This is a genomic window from Psychroflexus salis, from assembly GCF_014640175.1.
GTDB classification, from domain to species: domain Bacteria; phylum Bacteroidota; class Bacteroidia; order Flavobacteriales; family Flavobacteriaceae; genus Psychroflexus; species Psychroflexus salis.
Window position 1 is genome coordinate 176,018 of the sequence record NZ_BMGL01000003.1, and the last position, 23,594, is coordinate 199,611.

The window sequence follows — 23,594 nt, forward strand, 5'->3', positions numbered from 1 at the left end:
CAATTTTTGCTAAAATAACTTTATATAAGCAATTTTCACAAAAGTTTAGAGTCATTTTAGCTGTATTTCTTCTCTAAAATAACTTATATTGCCTTAATCAAATTTTTCCACGATGAAACTTTCTAATTTTTTTTCGAACATCTTAATCTTTTTATTGCCTATGCTCACTTTTGCACAACTAGATTTAGATTATCAAGAACCACACAAAAATATACTGGAATTAGCAGATGTGCAAATGCCACCAGGAATGAGCATTAATTCTGATGGTACAAAAGCCATTTTGCTGGCTAGAAGTCCCTACCAAAGTATACAAGGTTTGGCAGAAGATGAGTTGCGCTTAGCTGGCTTACGCATAAATCCAAAAACAAATATTTCTAGCCGAACTCGTTTTTTTGAAAGCATTAAACTCTTCGATCCTAAAAAGAAAAAAGAAATGCTAATAAAAGGATTACCCGATTCGTTGAAAATTGCAAACATTAGTTGGTCTCCTTTACAAAATTATATTTCATTTACGCATACCACTCCTAAAGGAAATGAGCTTTGGATTGTTAATTATGAAAAACAAAAAGCGAAGAAAATTACAGAAGCAAATATAAATGCTAATATAGGAAGCACTTTTGTGTGGCTACCAGATGAGACTGGCTTGTTGGTAAAAATGCTACCAGAAAATAGACCACAATTAATCGATAACAGTAATAAAGTTCCAACTGGTCCTACAATTTCTGTAAATGAAGCTGGAGTTGAAGCACAAAATAGAACTTATCAAGATTTATTGAAAAACAACGATGACGAGTTTAATTTCGAAGTTTTAGCAACCTCTAGTATTTATTTTGCAGACTTAGACGGAAACACCCAAATATGGAAACCTGCGGGAATGTATCGAAATATTTCGATATCACCCGACGGAGAAAATGTCATGGTTTCTGAAATACAAAAGCCATTTTCTTATTTGGTTACTTATGGAAGATTTCCAACCGATTATAAAGTTTATGCACGAGATGGAAAATTGATTTACACGTTGGCAGAAATTCCTTTAGTTGAAGAAATGCCTAAAGGTTTTATGTCTACCCGTACTGGCCCAAGGAATATTTCATGGCGAAACGACCATCCTGCAACTTTAGTTTGGGTTGAAGCTTTAGATGAAGGAGATGCCAATAAAGAAGCTGATTTTAGAGATGAAGTTTTTCAACTTTCAGCACCTTTTACAGCTTCAAAAAAAACCGTACTAAAAACTGAATTGCGTTTTTCTAATATTACTTGGGGCGATGAAAACACTGCTGTAGTTTATGAATATTGGTGGAATGATAGGATGGTAAAAACCAGTATTTTTAACCCGAGTGATGCTTCACAAGAAGCAGTGGTTTTTAATCAACGTAACTATCAAAATCAATATGAAGACCCAGGGAGTTTTGTAACTCATAGAAATAATTTTAATAAAGCAGTGCTTCAAAAAATAGATGGAAAATTAATTTTAACAGGCGATGGGTATTCCCCAGAAGGTAAATTTCCTTTTGTAGATGAGTATAATTTAGCTTCAAAAGAAACCAACCGAATTTTTCAAGTAGAAGAAAGCGATTATATCGAATCTTTTGTAAATATGATTGATGCTAAAAAAGGAGATGTATTAGTTAGGAGAGAAAGCAGCACAGATTACCCAAATTACTACCTACGCAACATTTACAAAAGTAAATTAAAACAAATATCTAATTTTCAAAATCCATTTAAGGCTATACAAGATGTTCATAAAGAAGTGATTACTTATCAACGTGAAGATGGATTAGAATTGTCTGCAACTTTATACTTACCTGTTGGTTATGATATAGATGAAAAAGAAAAAATGCCTATGATTATGTGGGCTTATCCACGAGAATATAAAGACAAGCAAAGCGCATCTCAGGTAACTTCGAGTAGTAAAGAATTTACGTATCCGTACTATGGTTCACCCATTTATTGGGTAAATCGTGGTTATGTGGTTTTAGATGATGCTGCATTTCCTATAATTGGAGAAGAAGAAGACCAACCTAACGATACGTTTAAAGAACAATTAGTTGCTAATGCTAAAGCAGCAATAGATGCAGTAGACAAACTGGGTTATATCGATCGCAATAAAGTTGCTGTTGGTGGCCATAGTTATGGTGCTTTTATGACGGCTAATTTATTATCTCATTCTAATTTATTTGCTGCTGGAATTGCGAGAAGCGGCGCTTATAATAGAACTTTGACTCCTTTCGGATTTCAATCTGAAGAGCGGAACTATTGGGAAGCACCAGAAGTATACAACACTATGTCTCCATTTATGAACGCGCATAAAATGAAAACACCTTTGTTGTTAATCCATGGCGAAGAAGATAATAATTCAGGAACTTATCCCATGCAGAGTGAACGTTATTTTAATGCCTTAAAAGGGCTTGGTGCTCCAGCTAGATTAGTAATGTTACCTAAAGAAAGTCATGGTTATGCCGCACGAGAAAGTATAATGCACATGCTTTGGGAGCAAGATCAATGGTTAGAAAAATATGTAAAAAATAGTGTAAAAAAAGATACAAATTAATTACATTGTCCCACACATTTGTTAAACATTTATAAGTATAAATATGCTTAATCAATTTTTTAAAACCGTATTTGTTACGGTTTTATTTTGTTTTGCTGCAAGCAAAAACATTCAAGCACAAATTAATTTTTGTCCAGGGAATACAGGAGACCCTATTTTTGAAGAAGATTTTGGACAAGGCGCAAGCAATGGCCCTTCACTAGGTAACGACATTACTTCTTATACATATGTAAATCAAGCACCAAACGATGGACAATATACCATTTCATCTAATTTAATGCAGTTGGATGGTTTTCATAATATATCTGACCATACAGGAAACACCAATGGCAAAGCATTAATTGTAAATGCAGATTTCGATGCTGGTTTATTTTTTCAAATTCCGATAGATGGATTATGTGAAAATAATTCTTACGAATTTTCGGCATTTTTAGTGAACCTTTACAACGCTTCAACTAATTTTTGTCCTGGAACTGGAATTCCAGTAAATGTTCGTTTCCAAATATGGGATGAAACAGATACTGAGCTCTTAGCTGAAGGCGATTCTGGTAATATTGAAGGTAGTTTTAATAGTCCAACATGGCAGCAATATGCCGTAACTTTCGAAACACTACCTGGCCAAACTTCGGTTATTTTAAAGATGTTGAACAATGGTGATGGTGGCTGTGGAAACGATTTAGCTATAGATGATATTGTTTTTCGTTCTTGTGGTGATTTAACCGAAATTTTTGATGATGATGAAGACAGCAATATTAGCTTTTGCGAAAATGAAACTTTAGATAATTTAACCTTAAATGCAGTACCCGATTTTTCGGTGTATGATGAACATTTTTATCAGTGGCAGCAAAGTGCCGATAATGAAAATTGGGAAAATATTTCAGGAGAAACATCGGGTACTTTAGCACTAAACAATATTGAAGAAACACAGTTTTTTCGTGTTTTGGTTGCAGAAGATTTAATTAACGTAAACAATACTTTATGCAACAGTGTTTCAAATGTATTTGAAATAATTCAACAAGATTTTATAGATGCAGAAAGTTTAGGTAATGTAGAAGTTTGCGAAGGAGAAGAAGCCATACTTCTCATTCAAAATAATAACAACATACAAATAGATTGGTACGATTCGCCAACAGGCGGAAACTTACTTTTAGAAAACAGCTTTGATTTCGAACCACAGAGTGAAGGTACTTACTATGCAGAAAGCATTACCATAAACGGCAATTGCATAAACCCTAATCGTGTAGCAGTTAGTTTAAGTATAAATGAAAGGCCAGAAAATGAACCTGTTTTTTATGAAATTTGCCCAGGAGAAACAGTAATTCTTGCATCAGAAACTGAAGAAGTTAGTTATTTATGGTCTACTGGAGAAACTACTTCGCAAATAGAAGTTTCAAATGAAGGAACCTATTCGGTAGAGCAAACAACCATAAATGGATGTTCAACAACAAAATTTTTCGAAGTTGATGTATTAGAACAAGCTCTTGTTCAAAATATTAGTACAGACGAAAATGATATTGTAATTGATTTAGCTAACCAAGGTGATTTTTTATTTTCATTAGGTGGTGCAGCTTTTCAAGCTTCTCCCATTTTCGAAAATGTAGCAGGAGGTCAGTATCAAATTTTTATTAAAAGTAGTAAATGTGGAACCCAAGCTTTTACTTTTCTTCATATTGTAATACCGAGTTACTTTACACCAAATGGAGATGGTTTTAACGATGTGTTTAGAATTGCTGGAGATACTTATTTTAGTGAATTTAATATTCAAATCTTCAATCGATTTGGTAAATTACTCATCTCTGGTAATCGAGCTCCTTTTATTTGGGATGGCACCTACAACGGAAAAATTTTACCATCTCAAGATTATTGGTATAAAATCAACATTAATGGAGAAATTAAGACTGGAAATATCAGTTTAATTCGTTAACAATTTAATGCATTATATGCTTTTTAAGGATTGATTATAAGATTAAAAATAGATGTATTTGTTTTAAGTTTATAGTAAATCTTGATTTAGTTCATAATGCAGTAAGCCGATTTAAGAGGATCTTTAATGTAAAACTCTAGTAGCCATTTTAATGCAAGTAGGTAACTAAATTATAGGTATAATTAGTTTTTATGCAGAATTGGGCAAAACAAAAAGCAGATTAAATAATTAATCTGCTTTTTGTTTGAATACCTATGATATTATACTTAAAAAGTAAAATTTGCTTCTAAAATAATACCTGATAAACCTTATTTTAAACTGTTTATGTTGCTAATGCGTTACCTGTTAACAATATAAGAATCTGTTTTTTGATAATCGTTAACCTTTACGATATGGTTAGAGTCGTATTCAACTTCTGTTAGTTTATTTTCTTTCCAAAAAAACCATCTTCCGTTTTTTACTCCATTATCGTATTGAGCTTGTGTAATTTTATTGCCATTTTCATCATAAACTTTCCATATTCCTGTTGGTTTATTGTCTTTAAAAAAACCTACCTGGCTTATAGTTCCATTTTCATGAAAATAAGTGGCTTCAACTAAATCTCCTTTTTTTTCAAATTTTGCTTTGTCGTTATTCTCTTGAGCGTAAAGGATAACACCCATAAAAAAGAAAATCATAAAAGCTGCTACATTTTTCATATCCATCATATTTTATGCTAATATACAAATAAATTTACAATTATGTTACTTTTACTTAACATTAAATTTACATTGGAGATGCTTTAAAACTGATTTTAGTCAATTTTTCTTTGTTTTCATGTGTTTATTTATTCAACTATAATGAAGGTTTTTCGTATTTTTAAATCGAATTCGATTTTGTATACATGAAAAAAAAATTTTTAAGTCTAGGTTTAGCAAGTATATTGCTAGCTTGTAACACACCAAAAGAAGATAACAGTTTGAATAAAAACCCTTTACTTTCGAAAAATTTTGAAACTCCTTACGAAGTACCCGCATTTTCAGATTTAACTCCTTCAGCTATAGAAGAAGCTATGTTAGAAGGAATAAAAGAACAAAAATCTGAAATTTTAGATATCGTTAAACAAACTGATGCTCCAACTTGGAAAAATAACCTATTGGCTATAGAAAATTCGGGAAAAATATATAGCCGCGCTAGCCGGATTTTTAATAATCTAAATTCAGCACATACCAACGGCGAATTAAAAGCTATTGCACAACGAATTTCTAGCAAAGCAGCCGCGCATACGGATTTTATTTATATGAATGCAGATTTGTACCAACGTGTAGCTAAAGTTTGGGAACATAGAGAAAAAGAAAATTTAAATGCTCAACAACTTAAGGTTTTAGAAAATACCTACAAACGTTTTGTTAGAAGTGGTGCAAACCTGAATAAAAATCAACAGCAAAAGTTAGCTAAAATCAATGCTGATATAGCTGAACTTACCACTAATTTTGGTCAAAATATTTTAGAAGATAGCAATGCGTTTTCCTTACGAGTTGAAAATGAACAGGATTTAATAGGAATTCCTGAAGCTGTTATTGAAGCGACAGCTGAAAAATCTCCTGATAAGGAGAATACAGCTTGGGTTTTCGGACTTCAAAATTCTATTGTAATGCCAGTTTTAGCTTATGCTGAAAACCGTTCACTTCGCGAAAAAATTTATAAAGCCTACAAAAATCGAGGAAATAATAATAATGAATTTAATAACTCTAAAATAGCTATTCAATTAGCTAATTTATGTTTGCAAAAAGCAAATTTATTAGGTTACGATTCCTATGCAGATTATGCATTAGAAAACACAATGGCTAAGGATCGAGAAAGTGTAAATACTTTTCTTGAAAAACTATGGAGACCAAGTTTAAAAGTAGCTCAACGCGAAATCGATCAAATTGCTTCTATGATGAAGGAAGAGGGAATAGAAGGTGAAGTTGAACCTTGGGATTATAAATATTACCTAGAAAAAATTAAAGAAGAACAATTTCAAATCGATAATCAAGAATTGGCAGAGTACTTTAGTTTAGAGCAGGTACAAAATGGTATTTTTAGGGTTACTGAAAAATTATATGGTCTTCAATTTGAAGAGTTAACAGATGTACCTGTTTATCAAGAAGATGTTACTGCTTGGAAAGTGTCTGAAGCTAACGGAACTCATGTAGGTATTTTGTATATGGATTTACATCAACGAAGTTCTAAACGCGGTGGAGCTTGGATGACTAGTTTTAGACCACAAAGCAAAAAGGATGGTAAACGCTACGGACCCATAATTTCTATAAATTGTAATTTCTCTGAAAAAGTAGAGAATCATCCTACTTTGCTTAGCCTAGACGAGGTTACTACATTTTTTCATGAATTTGGACATGCGCTACACGGACTACTGTCTGATGTAGAATACCAAAGTTTAGCTGGAACAAATGTGCCAAGAGATTTTGTTGAACTGCCATCGCAAATTATGGAAAATTGGGCAACCGATCCAGAAGTATTAAAAATGTATGCTTTTCATTATGAAACTGGAGAGCTTATTCCAGACAATTTAATACAGAAACTAGAAGATTTAGGAACTTTTGGTCAAGGTTTTGCAACTACCGAATACCTTGCTTCTGCCTTGTTAGACATGAAATTTCATAGCATTACAGATAAATTGAATACAGATACAGCAAGTTTTGAAGTAGAAACTTTAACCAATTTAGGAATGCCCGAAGCAATTACCGCAAGGCATAGTAGTACTCATTTTTCGCATATTTTTGCTGGTGGTTATTCAGCTGGCTACTATTCTTATATATGGTCGGGTGTTTTAGATAGTGATGCATTCAATCAGTTTAAGCAAACGGATTTGTTTAATCAAGAAAAAGCGAATTCCTTCAGGAAAAATGTATTAGAAACAGGGGGTACGCAAGAACCGATGGAATTGTATAAAAAGTTTCGTGGCTCTGAACCTAGCATTGAACCCTTATTGAAAAAACGTGGTTTAGACGATGATTCTTACGGAAGCAACTTAAAAGGCTAATTCTAAAAATAGTGCTATTTTTAGCCTAACACTTAAATTTATACAATAAATTATACAACATAAAAACACCTAAAATTGAAACATCAATTTTAGGTGTTTTTTTTCAATAAAGATTAATTAAAACTGAAGGTTGTATTTATTTTTAAAGCAAAATTATCACTAGAATTATCTAAACTATAATCGCCATAACGATAAAAGCCACCGATGCCAAAGTTAAAGTACATGGTGTTTAAATAGTTCATTTGTATTAATTTAGTAAGTTCTAGTCCAGATTCTATAAAAACATCATCTTTTGTTTTGTATGTCCATGCATGCGAAAAAACAGTATTCAAACTTCCCCAACCCATGTTGTGGTGAATTACTAAGCCAGGACTAAACTTTTTGGTTTTAAAAAGCAAACTTCCTAAATCGTGTGTTAAGAATAAATGTGCATATCGATCTGATAAAAATTCGTAGGGTAACATGGTTTGAAAGGTATCGTACATAACAACTGGAATGTCGTTATCTTTACTGCCTTCACCAGTAAACAATAAGCCTAAAGGTACATTTCCATCTAAATATCCAGTCTGAAATCGATATCTAGTTTTACCAAAATTGCGTAAAAAGAAGCTTTGGTGTACACTAGCTTCAATTTTTTGGTAAGAAAAGTCGCCACCTAACAAATTATCGAATCCTTGCGTATAGATAGCATTAAAAACAGGATAATTTGTACCTAAACTTACGCGCTTTAATGGAGTTTCAACAATGCGTTCTCGATGTGCATACCGAAGCTTAAACTCAGCTTGCGTATTGGAGTAGTTGCTAATTAAATTTTGATTTTCAATAAAGAAATAATCGTATTGTGGCTTTATATTTTCATTTTTAAGGCTGGCACTCCAAGTTAGATACTTTAAATCTCTTCGACCAAATTTAAGTTCGAAAGATTCTACAAAATCCATATGTGAAGCAATAAAAGAACGTAAATCTCCATTCAAAGAAAATCCACTACTTCTGTTCATCGATGCTGTTCCTATTTCTCGCACATCGTTTTGATAATTCAACTGCAAAAACATATCTTTTGTAGGATCTATATCAAAACGTATTTTTACACCGTATTTCCAATCATTGTCTCTATGCCCATAAGCTACATAACCACCAAACACAATATTTTTAAAAAGTTTTTTGTTGGTTTCTAAACCTGCACCAAGCCTAAAACCTTCGTGTTTATTATACCCAAAAAAACGATTAATAGGAATGTTGAATTTTCCCCATGGAATATAGCCATTACCAATTTCTGTTCCAACTTCAACAATCTTATCTAGCTTTAAACGCTCACCAATACTGTCTACTACGCGATAAGTAGCTTTGTCTTTTTGGCTTAAACTGTCAATTCTGTAGGCATCCCAAAATGCTTCAGGTTTGTTTGGTGCATCTTTAGCATAAGTAAGGGCTACTTCACTAAAATCTTTTTTCTTTAAACTATCTAGTAGTTCAATTTCACTTAAATATGACTTGCCATTTATAAAAACTCCATTATTCTCCATAATTTCGAAATTGAGTTGTTCTGGAAACCAATCTTCATTATTTAAGTATTGATATTTCTGCTGAATTTTCAAATTAATCATCATCTCATCGAAGGGTTCAGCAACAATATTTTGTAAGGCGTATCCATTTGAGTTTACGTACATAAATCCTTTTAAACCATCTATATTAGAAGATTTTTTAGGCTGAAATGAAATATTAAAAATAGTGTCTTTTGCTCTAAAAATTTGTTCTTCAAGTTGGTAATCATAGCGTTTTATGCTTCCACTAGCAATTGGATTTAAAAAATGTAAGTCAAGTAAGTCTATATTATCTTCGTAAAAACCAAAAGGTTGTAATTCTGTAGCTAGCATGGCAAAATAAGGGTTTTTAAAACCAGATACCCGAGTAGCAATAACTTTTTCTTCGCTTAAATCGGGAGGTAAAAATTTTCGTTGACTAACCGACTCGAACAGCATTATATTAAAATTTCTTTCTTGAATTAATATCTTTTCATAATCGCTAATTGAATCACTTTTTGGGTCTAATTCACCTTTTTCAATTTGATTTAAAAATGCATTCCTTAAAGAATCGGCAGTTTTTTGTCTTCCTTCTCTGTCAATTATACTTCGATTGTAAGCCGTATATTTAAACCCGCCTTTTTTCAAAGGATTATTTAAATCTCGATTAGCAATTACTTTTCTAATAATTCGCAAAGCTGGATTTTCTCCATTAGTTATAATTACTTCATTTAAGCTTTCTTCACTGGTTTCAAGTTGTAAAATTACATCTTTGTATTGCTTTACTTCAATTTGTAAATCCTTGTATCCCAAATACGAAACCTTTAAAGTTTTAAGGCTGTCTTTGCTTTGGTAATAAAAATTGCCATCAATATCTGTAATTACGCCTCGATTTGAAATAGCATTAAAAGTAATATTTGCAAAGGCAAGACTTTCTGAAGTTTTAGCATCAATTACTTTTCCACTAATTTCAAACTGACCATAGGCTAAACTCGTACATAAAAGTACGAAAGTGCTTAAAAGGATATTTATTTTCATCAATAGAATGTTTTTTTGACAAGTTTAAGCAAGAAATCTGTATTTTTAAAAATTAAGATGAATTAAAAGTTATTTTTGTAGTATTCATATATATTATTAATTTATGTTATCTAAAAAGACAAAATATGCCATAAATGCCTTGGTATATTTAGCCAAAAAAAAAGATAAAACACCTACTTTAATTTCAGAAATTGCTGAAAAACAAAATATACCCCAAAAGTTTTTAGAAGCTATTTTATTAAATCTAAAACGTGACGGAGTCTTAGCCAGCAAACGAGGAAAAGGCGGTGGTTATTATTTGTTGAAAAAACCAGAAGATGTTAATTTAGCAGAAGTTATGCGTTTGTTCGATGGACCTATAGCTTTTATACCATGCGTAACACATCATTATTATGAAGCTTGTGAAGAATGTACCAACGAGTCGATTTGTGGTATTCGAGACATATTTTTTGAAGTCCGTAACAAAACAGTTGAAATTTTAAAACGTGCAACTTTAGAAGAAATTATTACTCGCGAAAATTTATTAAATCCCGACTATTAATTTCATTCAAGCTTATCATTGATATAAAACAAACTGAATACGATAAGCTTTGTGTATTCTGTGTCACTGCCTGCCGGCTGCCTGGTTTTTAGTTAAATAGAATTTATAGCAGGCACAAATAGCAAATACAAACTAAATTGTATATGAAAACCTTGCTAGAGTTAAGAAATAATTTATGCTTACAAAAGCTGAATTCAAGTCTCAAATGCAATTTAGCTGTAAAACAATATTTTTTTCCATTTTTTAAAAACAACAATAAATAATTCTCTAAAAACAAAGCACCACTAATTTTAGCGGGCTTTTTTTGTTATTTTAACATTATATAAATTATTGAAGCAGAATTAATTGTTAGCCACAAGATGACGATACGTGTGAATAGATAAAAAATAACACGTGTAGAAAAAAATCTTATATTTTTTATATTAATTGTTTGAAGTCATAAAAAAATGAACATAAAACTCACTTTAACGATAGAGCAAGAAATCATTCAAAAGGCTAAAGAATACGCTAAAGATAAAAATAGGAGTTTATCTGATATTATAGAAAACTATTTAAAAATTCTAACAAATGCAGAAAAAGCTAAGGAACTAAAAAAAATTAAATCCTGTCGTAAAATCTTTAAAAGGTTCTTTTAAAATGCCTAAAAATATGGATTATAAAAAAGAACTCAGAAACCGAGTAGAATAAAAGTATTTATAATGGATAACGTGTTAATCGACACCGATGTAATATTGGATTTTTTCTTTGACCGTGAACCTTTTGTAGAATTTGCCACAGAAATTTTAAATCAATGTGAAGATAGAAGAATAAACGGATTTACAACACCAGTTATAATCTGTAATGTTTATTATCTATTAAGAAAGACGGCAAATCATCAATTGATTATAGAAAAACTAAAACAGCTTTTAAGCATAATTGAAATTACAGAAATGAACAAAGAAGTTGTCTTGGATGCTCTTAATTCAAAGTTTAAAGATTTTGAAGATGCATTGCAAAATTTTTCTGCTATTCAAAATAGAAAAATCAACATTATCCTAACCAGAAATATAAAAAATTTTAAAAAAAGCGGTTTAGCAGTATTGACCCCAGAAACATATTTGAAAGGAAAAGCTAGTGGCTAAAAGCGCATATAGTTTATAGCGGAATTAGTGCTAAATCTAATTTTTTTGTATTTTAAAAACCTAAAAGCTTAATCTGCCTTTGCCGACAGGCAGGCTAAAAAAACCAAGCATTTTTGCCACCCACAAACCATATGCACGAAGCGTTCTACGAACCTTTTTTCTGCTTTATCATCGCTTCTAGCATATCCCACATTTCATCAGGAATTTGCTCTAATAAATTGAATTGCCCAGCGCCTTTTAGCCATTCGCCACCATCAATTGTAATCACTTCTCCATTTAAATAATGAGAAAAGTCAGATACTAAATAGGCTGCTAAATTGGCTAATTCTTGGTGGTCGCCAACGCGTTTTAAAGGCACTTTTTTAGCTAAATCGAATTTGTCTTTTAATTCGCCTGGCAGCAATCGATCCCAAGCACCTTTGGTAGGGAAGGGTCCAGGTGCAATAGCATTAAAACGAATACCGTATTTAGCCCATTCAACAGCTAATGAACGCGTCATCGCTAAAACACCTGCTTTAGCTGTTGCACTTGGAACTACATAAGCCGAACCGGTCCAAGCATAGGTAGTTACAATATTTAGCACGGTTTTATTGGTTTGTTTTTTATCAATCCAATATTTACCTAAAGCTAAAGTACAGTTTTTGCTGCCTTTTAATACAATATCTATAATGGTATCGAAGGCATTGGCAGATAAACGTTCAGTAGGCGAAATAAAGTTTCCAGCGGCATTATTGAGTAAAACATCAACTTCACCAAAAGTTTCGTGCGCTTTTTTAAGCATATTTTCAACTTGGTCATAGTGCCGAACATCGCATTGGAGCGGTAAGCATTTGGCTCCAGTTTCAGTTTCTAATTCTTTAGCTGTAGTTTCTAGTTTATCTAAATTTCTAGAAGTAATAACAGCGTTGGCACCTAATTCCATAAAATATTTGGTCATAGATTTTCCCAATCCACTGCCACCACCAGTTACTAAAATTGTTTTGCCTTGAAGTGCGTTATCCCGCAACATTTTATCTGTATAACTCATAAATTTCAATTTTTTCTAAAAATAGTGAATTTCGTTTTTATTAAAGCGCTTTTAACCAATTATTGAAGCTTAGGATTTTCGATTTTCGAGTCCCAAGATTTACCACTTATATCGGTTAATTTAACGTATTTCGCATCTTTTATTTGATTTTCACTGAGTTGAAGTTTTATTTCAGCTTTTGCACCCAGTGGAATAATCATTGCATGTTTGCCAGGTTTTACTTTAGCGATGTATTGATTTTTAATATGTGAAGAATTAAAATTGGCTAAATCTTCCGAATCTAACGTATGTATTACTTTATTCGATTCATTGAATACTTCTATTTGTATTAAAAATGAACCGTAAACATCTACACCTTCTACACGATATACTTCAAATTGAAGCCAATTATCTTCTAATTTTACACGGCTAACTTCCAATTCGGGACTAACTGATTTATTGTGCAAATCGCCCCAAAGTCCACCATGAAAAATTTGATTGGTCAATAGGGTTAAACCTAAAATAGTAAATGCAACAATTATATTCAATTTTTTTAATTTGTATTCCGAAAGTGAAAGTTTTCCTGAAGTAAAATAAGTTGCAGTTTTCGATGTAAACCAAGCTTTTTTCTTTGTTAAATAATGGTCTATAGAAAAATGACCACCGCCTGAAAAATAGGTTGTAAATCCGGCTGCAATTCCTAACACACCAATTTGCCATTCATCTAAACATGTCGTGCCAATCCAACCGGCACCGAGTAAAATACCCAATGCAAGCCCAATAACGCCAATACTGCTTAGGCGTGTAAAAAAACCAAACATAAAAAATAAGCCTACGACACCTTCTATTATAGTAAAAGCTACCATATTTATATACAATAAATCAGGGTTTTCTAATAAATATTCTATCATTGGACCAATGCCCAAAGCATTTGGTAAAAAATGATTGAATTTCTCACCAATGTAACCTGGTAATTCGGGATCGAGTTTATTTTTTAATACTATTCTTCGCCATAGGGCAGAAAAGTATGTCCAACCAGCTACTAAGCGCAGTGATAATGTAAAAAGTCCAGCATAACTAAACGCTGTTGTTGTTTTTGAAGTCATCTGAAATAATTTAAAATTTAATAAAATGGTACGGTTTCCAATCTTATTTATTGAAAACCCAAATAGTCTGATCTTAAAATTTTAAACTAAATCGGTTTTTAGTTGAAGGTAGAGTAGGTATAAAGGAATTTTTAATGAATGAGTTTTTTCTTCATTAGGTAAGCATGATGAAAGCTTTGCATGAGTTAGTTCATTTTTAAAATGAATTTCATTACCTGATAAATCAACAGATGTGGATTCATCATCAAATGTTTCAATATTGTTTTGTGTTAGTTGATTCCATTCTAATTCAGAACAAGAATTTTGTTGCAAATTGGCTTTGGAAACATTCAGTGTTTTTTGAAAAGGAATATCAAAAAATGCATCTAAACCTTTTCTTGTGTTGCAAGAAGAAAGCAAAACAATGCATGTACAAATTAAAAAGAAATTCGATTTCTTAAACAAATGTATAATTTTGGATCAAACCTAAAAATAACAACTAAGATTTGTATAGCTTTTAGGCTTATTTTATCAATCTAAAATATTCAGATCTGAAGTTTTTCAATTAATTCAAATCCTTTTCTCTTTTCAGTCTTTTTTTCTATTCAGTCCTTTTCATCAACCATCTACCAACTAAAAACTACTCATCAATTAAAATTTCGAGTAATTCAATAGCAGCTTGACTAACTTTAGTACCAGGGCCAAATACAGCTACTGCACCCGCATTGAATAAAAACTCGTAATCGGCTGAAGGAATTACACCACCAACAATAACCATAATATCTTCTCTGCCTAATTTTTTTAATTCTTCAATAACTTGTGGTACTAGGGTTTTGTGTCCGGCAGCTAACGAAGATACGCCTAAAATGTGAACATCGTTTTCTACGGCTTGTTTAGCAGCTTCTTTAGGAGTTTGGAACAACGGACCAATGTCTACATCAAAACCTACATCGGCATAACCAGTAGCAACAACTTTGGCGCCACGATCGTGTCCATCTTGTCCCATTTTGGCAATCATAATTCGAGGTCTTCTACCTTCTAATTCGGCAAATTTATCGGCTAACTCCTTGGCTTTTGTAAAAGATTGATCTGTTTTCATTTCGTGACTATAAACTCCACTAAAGGATTGAATTTTGGCTTTATGTCTACCAAAAACTTCTTCTAAGGCATCGCTAATTTCGCCCAATGTAGCTCGCTCACGTGCAGCTTCTACGGCGAGTGCCAGTAAGTTCTGGTTGTTGGTTTTTGCTGCTTGCGTTAAAGCATTTAGTTTTTCTTGAACTGCTTTTGTGTTACGCTCAGCTTTAATTTTAGCTAATTTTTCTAGCTGTTGTTTTCTTACCGTTTGGTTGTCTACTTCTAGCGTTACAATAGGATCTTCTTGTTTTAATCGGTATTTATTTACACCAACTATAGTATCCATTTCGCTATCGATTCTAGCTTGTTTTTTAGCGGCTGCTTGTTCAATTCTAAGTTTGGGAATGCCTTCTTCAATCGCTTTGGTCATTCCACCTAATTCTTCAACTTCTTGAATATGTTTCCAAGCACTTTGGGCAATTTCTTGTGTAAGCTTTTCTACATAATAACTACCTGCCCAAGGATCTACCGTTTTGGTAATTAAAGTTTCATCTTGCAAGTATAATTGTGTGTTTCGTGCAATTCGTGCAGAAAAATCGGTAGGTAAGGCAATGGCTTCATCTAAAGCATTGGTATGTAAAGACTGTGTGCCACCAAAAGCAGCAGCGGCAGCTTCAATACAAGTTCTAGCTACATTGTTAAATGGGTCTTGTTCGGTTAAACTATAACCACTAGTTTGGCAATGAGTTCGTAAAGAAAGCGATTTCGGATTTTTCGGATTAAATTGCTTTACCAATTTGGCCCATAACATTCTGGCGGCTCGCATTTTTGCAATTTCCATAAAATGATTCATACCAATGCCCCAGAAAAACGATAGTCGTGGCGCAAAGGTATCGATGTCCATTCCAGCTTCAATTCCTTTTTTAATGTATTCTATTCCATCTGCTAAAGTGTATGCCAATTCAATATCGGCGGTGGCTCCAGCTTCTTGCATGTGGTAACCAGAAATACTAATGCTATTGAATTTCGGCATGTTTTTAGACGTAAATTCAAAAATATCTGAAATAATTTTCATGGAAGGTGTTGGTGGATAAATGTAGGTGTTCCGAACCATGAATTCTTTAAGAATATCATTTTGAATGGTTCCTGAAAGTTGTTCAGGTTTAACCCCAGTTTCTTCAGCAGCTACTATATGAAAAGCTAAAATGGGTAAGACTGCACCATTCATAGTCATAGAAACCGACATTTTATCTAATGGAATTTGGTCAAAAAGCACTTTCATATCTTCAACCGAATCGATGGCAACACCAGCTTTACCCACATCGCCAACAACACGTTCATGATCCGAGTCGTAACCACGATGTGTAGGTAAATCGAAAGCAACCGATAAACCTTTTTGGCCAGCGGCTAAATTTCTTCGGTAAAATGCATTGCTTTCTTCTGCAGTTGAGAATCCCGCATATTGCCGAATTGTCCATGGTCGAGTAACATACATGGTTGAATATGGTCCGCGTAAATAGGGTGGTTTTCCAGCCACATAATTCAAGTGGTCTACATCTTCAATATCTGCTGAAGTATACGCAGGCTTCAATTTTATTTTTTCTGCCGTTGGAAATTTTTTCTGGCTCGAATTTAAACTCTTAGGAAGTTTTTTAATTTCTAACTGGCTTAAATCTTTTCTTTTCATAAGTTAATTATTTAAGCTCTGGTAGTTTGGTTTATTCGTTGTTTTTCGACTTCTTCAGCTAATCGTTTTTCTACAATAGGCTCGATTAATGTTTTCCTTGTTTCGGTTTCCATAAAAGGATTTCTTTCGAAATTTTCGCTGAGTTTTTCATCTTTGTTTTCGTAAGCATTTGTACCTACCAATTTTCTATCGCCAACACTAAACTCTTCTTGTTCTTTAGTCTCTTGTTCTTTTATTTTTTTCTGAATTTTTCCTTCAAAAAGTTGTTTTATCAATCCGCCACCTTGTTCAATGTCTTTAAAAATGGCCAAGGCTTTATCTTGTAATTGTTGCGTTATTTTTTCAATATAATAACTACCATCTGCTGGATTGTGGACTTTATCAAAATAACTTTCATTTTTTAAAATTAACAATTGGTTACGACTTATACGATTAGCAAATTCGTTTTCATTTTGATAAATCGCATCGTAGTTTTGATTGCAAACTACATCGGCACCACCTAAAATTGCACTCATACATTCTGTAGTAGTACGCAGCATATTTACATTGTAATCGTATAAAGTTTTGTTGCGGTTGCTGGGTTCTGTAAAAATATAAATAGGAATTTCTAGATGATATTCACTTAACAAACTATACAGTAAAACCCGTAAAGAACGTAGTTTGGCAATTTCGAAAAAGTAATTTCCACCAACTGCAACTTCTACATAAAAGGCTTTAATTTTATTTAAAAATTCCTTGTCTTCGGCTAAGTTTAAATATTCATTAGCTTGGGCTAAGGCGTAAGCTAGTTGCTGAACATGTGTTGCTCCAGCTTGCTGAAAATGCTTCAACTGAAGTGTAATATTAAAATTTGCATCGGCTGAAGCATCTTTTATAAATGCAAAATCTGTTTTTTGATTGGTATACCAATTTCCTGTTCTAGCTAATTTTGCAATAGGATCGATTACAAAAATGGCTTTTCCAGAAAGTTTTGAAATAGTTGCTTCTAATTCATTAAAATGAACTCTTTTATAGGTAACATAAACCTGGATTTGTTTTTCGTGTAAAGTCAACACCAATTTTTCGATAGGAGTAGAAGTAGAGTCGACTTCTAATTTAATTTGTTCGGCTCCCCGTTGTGTAGCATCTACTATGGTATGGGTTTTAGTTTCAGAAGTTACTTCAAAAGCTTGGCAAATTTTCCAAGATGAAGTTTGAAGATGCGTAAATTTTTCGACATCATCGGCATGATAAAAAGGCTTAATGTCGATGCCATCTTCTGTTTTGGTAACTAATTTTTCATTAAAATCAGCTCCCTTTAATTCTACTTGTATCTGTTGCTTCCATTCTTTAGCAGAAACAGCTTCAAATTGACTAAATAAAGATTTATTCATGTTTATTTTTATTGCAAACTATCTTGATATTCAATAATAAAAATTTCTTCATTAGGGCGTTTCATATAATAGTTTTCACGAGCAAATTTTTCAATTTCAACCGAGTCGTTTAAGCGTTTTAGCGTTTGCTTATCTTTTTCAATTTCCTTTAAATAATAGGCTCTGTTATTAAGTAATTCTTCTTTTTCTTGGTTTAATTCACGTTGAATTAACCACGAATTAGTGTCTAAAAAAAGCATCCAAATAACAAAAACCATACTTACTAAAAAGTACTTGTTGCTTGCAATTTTAAACCAGGTTTTTGTTTTGAGTTCACTCCACTTCATCTTTCAAAAATACAAAATTATTGAAGGAGTTTGCACTTGCTTTTAGGAGTATTTTTTAACAAATGTTTCAATATTAATTCTATCTTTGCGCTGAATTATGGTTGAAAATGACTTTTACAAGCGTTTTCATTAAAAGGGAATTCCGTTAAAATCGGAAGCTGTTCCCGCAACTGTAAGCTTAGTCTCGTTTTACGAGATGCTTTGTTTTGCAAACTGCAATATGCCACTGTCAAAATTCGATGGGAAGGTTAAAACAAAGACGCCAGCCAGGAGACCTGCCTAATTCTAAATTAAAAACAAAAATTCTCGGGATAAGGATTGAGTTGGTTATGAAACATGTATTTTTTTACATTTCGCTTATAGCGTTATGTTGCCATACAATTTATGCGCAAGTTCACTTGGACTCTATTCAACAACTTGACGAAGTAATTGTTAGCAACAAATTGCTATCTACTTTTTCAACTGGGCAAAAAACGCTTCGGTTGAAGGATTCTATTTTGCAGCAAAATCCAGCAAATTTAACCGATTTACTCAATTTTAATACCAGCATTCATTTCAATCAAAATGGTTACGGAATGGTTGCTTCTCCTGCTTTTCGGGGTACAACTGCCCAGCAAACTGCTGTGGTTTGGAATGGAATTAACATTAGCTCACAATTAAACGGGCAAGCCGATTTTAATACTTTGTTGAATCCAACTATGCAACAAATTAAGATTCAACCAGGTGGCGGAAGTGTGATTTATGGAACTTCGGCTATTGGTGGTAGCATTCATTTAGAAAGTAAATTGAAATTTAACAACAAAAGCAAGCATTTTTTTCAAACAAGGTATGGAAGCTTCAACAGCTTAGATTCGCGTTACCAATTTCAAAAAGCTACTGAAAAATGGAGTTTTAATTTTGGACTTCAACACAATTCATCCGATAATGATTTTCCGATACATAATGACAACCGAAAGAATATTAATGGAAAATTCAATAACAATTCATTAGGATTAGACATTGCTTATAAACTCAATGAAAAGCATCAATTCAAGTTTTTTTATTGGTTGTTTTTAGGCGATAGAAATCTCTCTGTTATTCGCCCCAGCGATATTAAATCTGCTTACAAAAATGAAGATTTACGGAGTTTATTGGAATGGGAATTTCAAGATGAAAAATGGCGTTCTACTTTAAAAATGGGTTATTTTAATGAAGCATTTACCTTTATTCAGAATATTAATCGGGCAAATGAATCGACTTCTAATTTAGCTGAAACTTTTTTAACGCAGTACAATTTGCAATTGGAAAAAGACAATTGGGTGTTTTCTGCTTTAATCGATGCCAATTTAGCCAACGCATCTGGCGACGATTTATTAGAAGACCGTAGAAATACGGCAGCCTTTGCTTTGTTAGCCAAGCGAAAAATAAACCAAAAATGGATTGTTGAAGGCAGTTTACGGCAAGAGATTTCGAATTTGTATGATAGCACAGTTTTATACACTTTGGGAAGCGATTTTCGTTTTTCTGAGCACTATTTAATGAAGCTAAATACTTCTAAAAATTTCCGAATTCCAACCTTTAATGATTTGTTTTGGGGCAGGAGTGGAAATGCCAATTTAAAACCAGAAACCGCTTACCAAGTGGAGTGGGGACATCATTTAAGTTGGAAAAATATTCAGTTTTCAGCAACCGGTTTCTACAATTACATCGATAATATGATTCGGTGGATTCCCAACGAAAATGCTGTTTGGCAGCCTGTTAATACAGATCAAGTTAGAACCTATGGTGCCGAAATTGAAACGAGTTTTTCTCAAAAATGGAATCAGCATCAACTGCAATGGAAGGCGAATTATGCCTATACCGTTTCCGAAAATAGAGCAACAGGGTTTCAGTTGCGTTATGTTCCATTTCATAAAGCTACTACTTCTTTAGCCTATCATTTTAAAAAATTCACAGCAGATACACAATTCATCTATGTAGGTGAAGTTTTTACACGTTCTAATAATCAAGCTAACGCGGTAGTTCAAGGTTATGCATTGCAACATCTTGGTTTACGCTATCAATTGCTATCCCATTCCCCAAAAATCGATGTAGGTGTTCGTGTCTTTAATCTTTGGAACAAAGAATTTCAAGGAATTGAAAACCGACCCATGCCGGGAAGATATTATCAAATTCAATTCAATTTAATTTTATAAATCCTAATTATGAAGTATTTTAAGTATTTATCTTTTTTATTATTTACTAGTATTTTATTAACCGCTTGTAGCGACGACGATGATTTTAATTCGCAAACTCCAATACCAACAGGCGATTATGCCGATGGTTTTTTTGTGGTGAACGAAGGTCCTTTTGGTGGAACAGGCTCGTTAAGTTTTATAAAAAATGATTTTTCTGAAGTAACTCAAAATGCATTTGTAGCCGAAAATCCAAATGAAGATTTGGGAAGTTTCATTCAATCTGTGTTTTTTGATGAAGAACGTATGTTTATTATATCTAACGGAAGTAATTTAATTAATGTGGTAAATCGGTATACCTTAGAATTTATTGCTTTAATCGATGCAGGATTTGAAGTTCCGCGTTACGGAACAATTTTAAATAACAAAGCTTATGTAACTAATTTAGCTAGTTTTGGAAGTACTACAGACGATTTTGTTTCAGTAATTAATTTGGAAACCTACCAAGTTGAAAACACCATCCCTGTGAATAACATTGCCAACCAAATTGAAGCAGTTAACGGAAAACTCATTGTTGAAAATTCAGCTTTTTCTGATGGAAACAGTTTAACTGTAATTGATGCCGCTTCACAAGAAATAGAATCTCTGGTTGAAGTAGGAGCAGGCCTAAACTCGATGGTTTTATTAAATAATGAAATTTTTACGTTAAGCGCAACACAATTTTCTAGAATAAATACCAATTCATTTTCAATTGATGCAAGTGTTGATTTTAATGAAGAACAAGGCAATTTTCAAAATCTACAAGTAGCCAACGGAAAAGTTTACTACACTTCTGGGAATGCTGTTTACTTCACAAATTTAACAGATCTAAATTTTGAAGAAGAAGCCTTGTTTTCTTATGAAACTGATTCTGCTTTTGGAATGTTTTATGGTTTTGCGGTTCAGAATAATCAAATTTATATAGCTGACGGAAGTGATTTTGCATCCAACGGAACTATTTTGGTATACAATGAATCTGGACAATTGCTTTTTGAAACTGAAGCTGGCTTAGGACCTAACGGATTTTATTTTAACTAAAAGTTTTAGCACACAATATTTAGTTTTAGCTGACTGTATAATAATTCCAATTATTAACAATCTTAAAGCCAATGGCTTGGTTAGTGAATGATTAAAATTTAATAATATGAAACATAAATTTGCAAAAATGAGTTGCTTAGATGTTTATTTGTCTTCGCTCTCGACTAAAGAATACCAAAAAATTAAGATGAAAATTGGCTCAAATGCCATTCGATTTATGCCTTTACAATCTTGGGATGTTTATATTTCACACTTTCATGAATTGATACATTTGTCTAAAATTGAAGCCGATGTACATCAAGTTTCCGTATTTGCTGAAAAATTTAGTTGGGATGTAAATATGAAAGATTTATTCAAAAAAGCAGATTACGATGCTTTGATTATTACAGATGCTGATCAAAAGATTTTGTGGGTAAATGATGGATTTTCAAAAATGACGGGTTATTCTAAAAAATATGCTATAGATAAAACTCCACGTTTTCTTCAAGGAGAAAAAACCGATGTACAATCAAAACAGCAAATTCGCTTACATTTAAAAGAGCACAAAGTGTTTAAAGATGTAATTTATAATTACAAAAATGACAACAGCTTGTATAAATGTGAAGTAAAAATTGTTCCCTTATTTGGAGCCAACAATAATTTGCATTACATCGCTTTAGAAAAGGAAGTAGGATAATTTAAACAAACTACATTACACCGCAATCTTATTTTTAATTTGTGCCGAAATTTTAAAAGCTGCTTCACGACCATCCAATGCTGCATTTACGGCTAAATCTGCTCCGCGCACCATATCGCCACCAGCATAAACACCAGTTAAACTGGTTTGGTAATTTTCGTCTACTTCAATGCCACCGTAGGTGTTAGCTTTAATCCCCGCTTTATTTAAAAATTTAATTTGTTGATGATTGAATCCTAAAGCTAAAATAATGATGTCAGCTTCTATAATAAATTCAGAGTTTTCTACTTCAACTACCTTACCACGTGGGGATTTTTCATCTGAAGCTATTTTGGTTTTTACAAATTTCATTCCTATGATTTTACCTTTCTCATCGGCTACAAAATGTTTTGGAGCAGTGGTAAAAATAAATTCGATGCCTTCTTCTTTGGCTGCTTTTACTTCTTTGTCACTTCCAGGCATATTTTCTTCGTCACGTCGGTACACGCACTTTACGCTTTTGGCTCCAGAACGAATACTAGTGCGTACACAGTCCATTGCCGTATCGCCACCACCAATCACCACTACATTTTTACCATGCACATTGTATTTTAAATCAAAATCTTTACCCAAACGCTTCTTTTGAATATTGGTTAAAAATGGGACTGCCATATACACATGTTCACTATTGTAACCTTCATGATTGAGCACTCTGCCTTCAGTTGCTCCAAAACCCATAAAAACCGCATCGTGCTCATTTCGTAGCTCTTCAAAACTAATGTCTTTACCAACTTCGGTATTTAATTTAAGTTCCATTCCGGCTTCTAATAATAGTTGTATTCTTCTGAAGACATCTTTCTTTTCTAGTTTAAATTCAGGAATTCCGTACAGTAATAATCCGCCTGGTTCATCTGCTTTTTCAAATATAACGGGTTTAATTCCTGCTCTCAGCAAAAAATTGGCACAAGAGATACCAGCGGGACCTGAACCAATAATGGCTACTTTTTTATCAGAAAGTTGCTTAGGAAAACTAGGTTTTAGTCCATTTTCAAAGCCTTTTTCGTTAATGTGTACTTCAATAGAACCGATAGTTACAGCGCCATGACCATCGTTTAGTGTGCAAGCACCTTCGCAAAGTCGATTGTGTGGACAAATCTTACCAAGAATTTCGGGAAACGGAGATGTTTCATTCGAAATTTGGAAAGCTTTTTCATCGTTGCCTTCTGCATTGAATTTTAACCAATGCGGAATGTTGTTGTTTAACGGGCAACCCGATGATGCGCAATACGGAATTCCACATTGAATACAACGGCTAGATTGTCCTTTAGCAGTAGTATCAGAGTAAGCTTCGTAAATTTCGTTATAATTTGCTAAACGCTCTTTGGCATTTATTTTTTTTCGTTCTAAGCGTTCTATTTTGGTGTAATCGTACATT

General features: G+C 33.0%; 17 protein-coding genes, 1 pseudogene and 1 riboswitch. Of the genes and pseudogenes, 9 read left to right on the plus strand and 9 right to left on the minus strand.

Annotation, left to right across the window (positions count from 1 at the left end):
• Positions 1–112: 112 nt before the first annotated feature.
• The gene (locus IEV63_RS03325; RefSeq protein ID WP_188405338.1) at positions 113–2,551 is read left to right on the plus strand and encodes an alpha/beta hydrolase family protein; all 2,439 of its coding nucleotides are present in this window, start codon (positions 113–115) and stop codon (positions 2,549–2,551) included.
• 43 nt (positions 2,552–2,594) lie between these two features.
• The gene (locus tag IEV63_RS03330; RefSeq protein WP_188405339.1) at positions 2,595–4,475 is read left to right on the plus strand and encodes a T9SS type B sorting domain-containing protein; all 1,881 of its coding nucleotides are present in this window, start codon (positions 2,595–2,597) and stop codon (positions 4,473–4,475) included.
• A gap of 338 nt (positions 4,476–4,813) precedes the next feature.
• Here the strand turns inward: IEV63_RS03330 and IEV63_RS03335 are convergent, their stop codons facing one another.
• Positions 4,814–5,173, minus strand: a complete 360-nt coding sequence (locus IEV63_RS03335) for a toxin-antitoxin system YwqK family antitoxin (RefSeq protein ID WP_188405340.1) — start codon at positions 5,171–5,173, stop codon at positions 4,814–4,816.
• Positions 5,174–5,358: 185 nt separating this feature from the next.
• On the opposite strand from IEV63_RS03335, the gene IEV63_RS03340 reads away from it, so the two are divergent.
• A complete protein-coding gene (locus IEV63_RS03340; protein WP_188405341.1) occupies positions 5,359–7,500 on the plus strand; it encodes a M3 family metallopeptidase in 2,142 nt (713 codons plus the stop codon).
• A gap of 113 nt (positions 7,501–7,613) precedes the next feature.
• Here the strand turns inward: IEV63_RS03340 and IEV63_RS03345 are convergent, their stop codons facing one another.
• Positions 7,614–10,058: a DUF5686 and carboxypeptidase-like regulatory domain-containing protein gene (locus IEV63_RS03345; protein ID WP_188405342.1), complete on the minus strand. Its 2,445-nt coding sequence runs from the start codon at positions 10,056–10,058 to the stop codon at positions 7,614–7,616.
• Positions 10,059–10,161: 103 nt separating this feature from the next.
• Here IEV63_RS03345 and IEV63_RS03350 point away from each other — a divergent pair, with 103 nt between their 5' ends.
• From IEV63_RS03350 to IEV63_RS03360, 3 genes and pseudogenes are all read left to right on the plus strand, one after another.
• Positions 10,162–10,599: an RrF2 family transcriptional regulator gene (locus IEV63_RS03350; protein WP_188405343.1), complete on the plus strand. Its 438-nt coding sequence runs from the start codon at positions 10,162–10,164 to the stop codon at positions 10,597–10,599.
• Positions 10,600–11,045: 446 nt separating this feature from the next.
• A pseudogene (locus IEV63_RS03355) lies at positions 11,046–11,286 on the plus strand (DUF6364 family protein).
• A gap of 11 nt (positions 11,287–11,297) precedes the next feature.
• Positions 11,298–11,720, plus strand: a complete 423-nt coding sequence (locus tag IEV63_RS03360; RefSeq protein ID WP_188405344.1) for a type II toxin-antitoxin system VapC family toxin — start codon at positions 11,298–11,300, stop codon at positions 11,718–11,720.
• A gap of 145 nt (positions 11,721–11,865) precedes the next feature.
• Here the strand turns inward: IEV63_RS03360 and IEV63_RS03365 are convergent, their stop codons facing one another.
• The 6 genes from IEV63_RS03365 to IEV63_RS03390 form a co-directional block, all read right to left on the minus strand.
• Positions 11,866–12,747, minus strand: a complete 882-nt coding sequence (locus IEV63_RS03365; protein WP_188405345.1) for an SDR family oxidoreductase — start codon at positions 12,745–12,747, stop codon at positions 11,866–11,868.
• Between the two features lie 59 nt (positions 12,748–12,806).
• Positions 12,807–13,832 carry a TQO small subunit DoxD gene (locus IEV63_RS03370; RefSeq protein WP_188405346.1) on the minus strand — a complete coding sequence of 342 codons (1,026 nt, stop codon included), beginning with the start codon at positions 13,830–13,832 and terminating at the stop codon, positions 12,807–12,809.
• Between the two features lie 81 nt (positions 13,833–13,913).
• The gene (locus IEV63_RS03375; protein WP_188405347.1) at positions 13,914–14,276 is read right to left on the minus strand and encodes a hypothetical protein; all 363 of its coding nucleotides are present in this window, start codon (positions 14,274–14,276) and stop codon (positions 13,914–13,916) included.
• A 175-nt stretch (positions 14,277–14,451) separates the two neighbouring features.
• On the minus strand, positions 14,452–16,575 hold the full coding sequence (gene scpA / locus IEV63_RS03380; protein ID WP_188405348.1) for a methylmalonyl-CoA mutase: 2,124 nt from the start codon (positions 16,573–16,575) through the stop codon (positions 14,452–14,454).
• A gap of 11 nt (positions 16,576–16,586) precedes the next feature.
• Positions 16,587–17,948, minus strand: a complete 1,362-nt coding sequence (locus IEV63_RS03385) for a methylmalonyl-CoA mutase subunit beta (RefSeq protein ID WP_188405349.1) — start codon at positions 17,946–17,948, stop codon at positions 16,587–16,589.
• Positions 17,949–17,956: 8 nt separating this feature from the next.
• A complete protein-coding gene (locus IEV63_RS03390; protein WP_188405350.1) occupies positions 17,957–18,274 on the minus strand; it encodes an FtsB family cell division protein in 318 nt (105 codons plus the stop codon).
• An 81-nt stretch (positions 18,275–18,355) separates the two neighbouring features.
• Positions 18,356–18,571, plus strand: a riboswitch (cobalamin riboswitch).
• Positions 18,572–18,603: 32 nt separating this feature from the next.
• Between IEV63_RS03390 and IEV63_RS03395 the strand changes: the two genes are divergently transcribed.
• The 3 genes from IEV63_RS03395 (at position 18,604) to IEV63_RS03405 (ending at position 22,180) form a co-directional block, all read left to right on the plus strand.
• Positions 18,604–20,448: a TonB-dependent receptor plug domain-containing protein gene (locus IEV63_RS03395; RefSeq protein WP_229737165.1), complete on the plus strand. Its 1,845-nt coding sequence runs from the start codon at positions 18,604–18,606 to the stop codon at positions 20,446–20,448.
• Between the two features lie 9 nt (positions 20,449–20,457).
• On the plus strand, positions 20,458–21,504 hold the full coding sequence (locus IEV63_RS03400; RefSeq protein WP_188405352.1) for a YncE family protein: 1,047 nt from the start codon (positions 20,458–20,460) through the stop codon (positions 21,502–21,504).
• 106 nt (positions 21,505–21,610) lie between these two features.
• On the plus strand, positions 21,611–22,180 hold the full coding sequence (locus IEV63_RS03405) for a PAS domain-containing protein (protein ID WP_188405353.1): 570 nt from the start codon (positions 21,611–21,613) through the stop codon (positions 22,178–22,180).
• A gap of 15 nt (positions 22,181–22,195) precedes the next feature.
• Here IEV63_RS03405 and IEV63_RS03410 read toward each other — a convergent pair whose 3' ends face one another.
• The gene (locus tag IEV63_RS03410; protein WP_188405354.1) at positions 22,196–23,593 is read right to left on the minus strand and encodes a glutamate synthase subunit beta; all 1,398 of its coding nucleotides are present in this window, start codon (positions 23,591–23,593) and stop codon (positions 22,196–22,198) included.
• Position 23,594 lies beyond the last annotated feature (1 nt).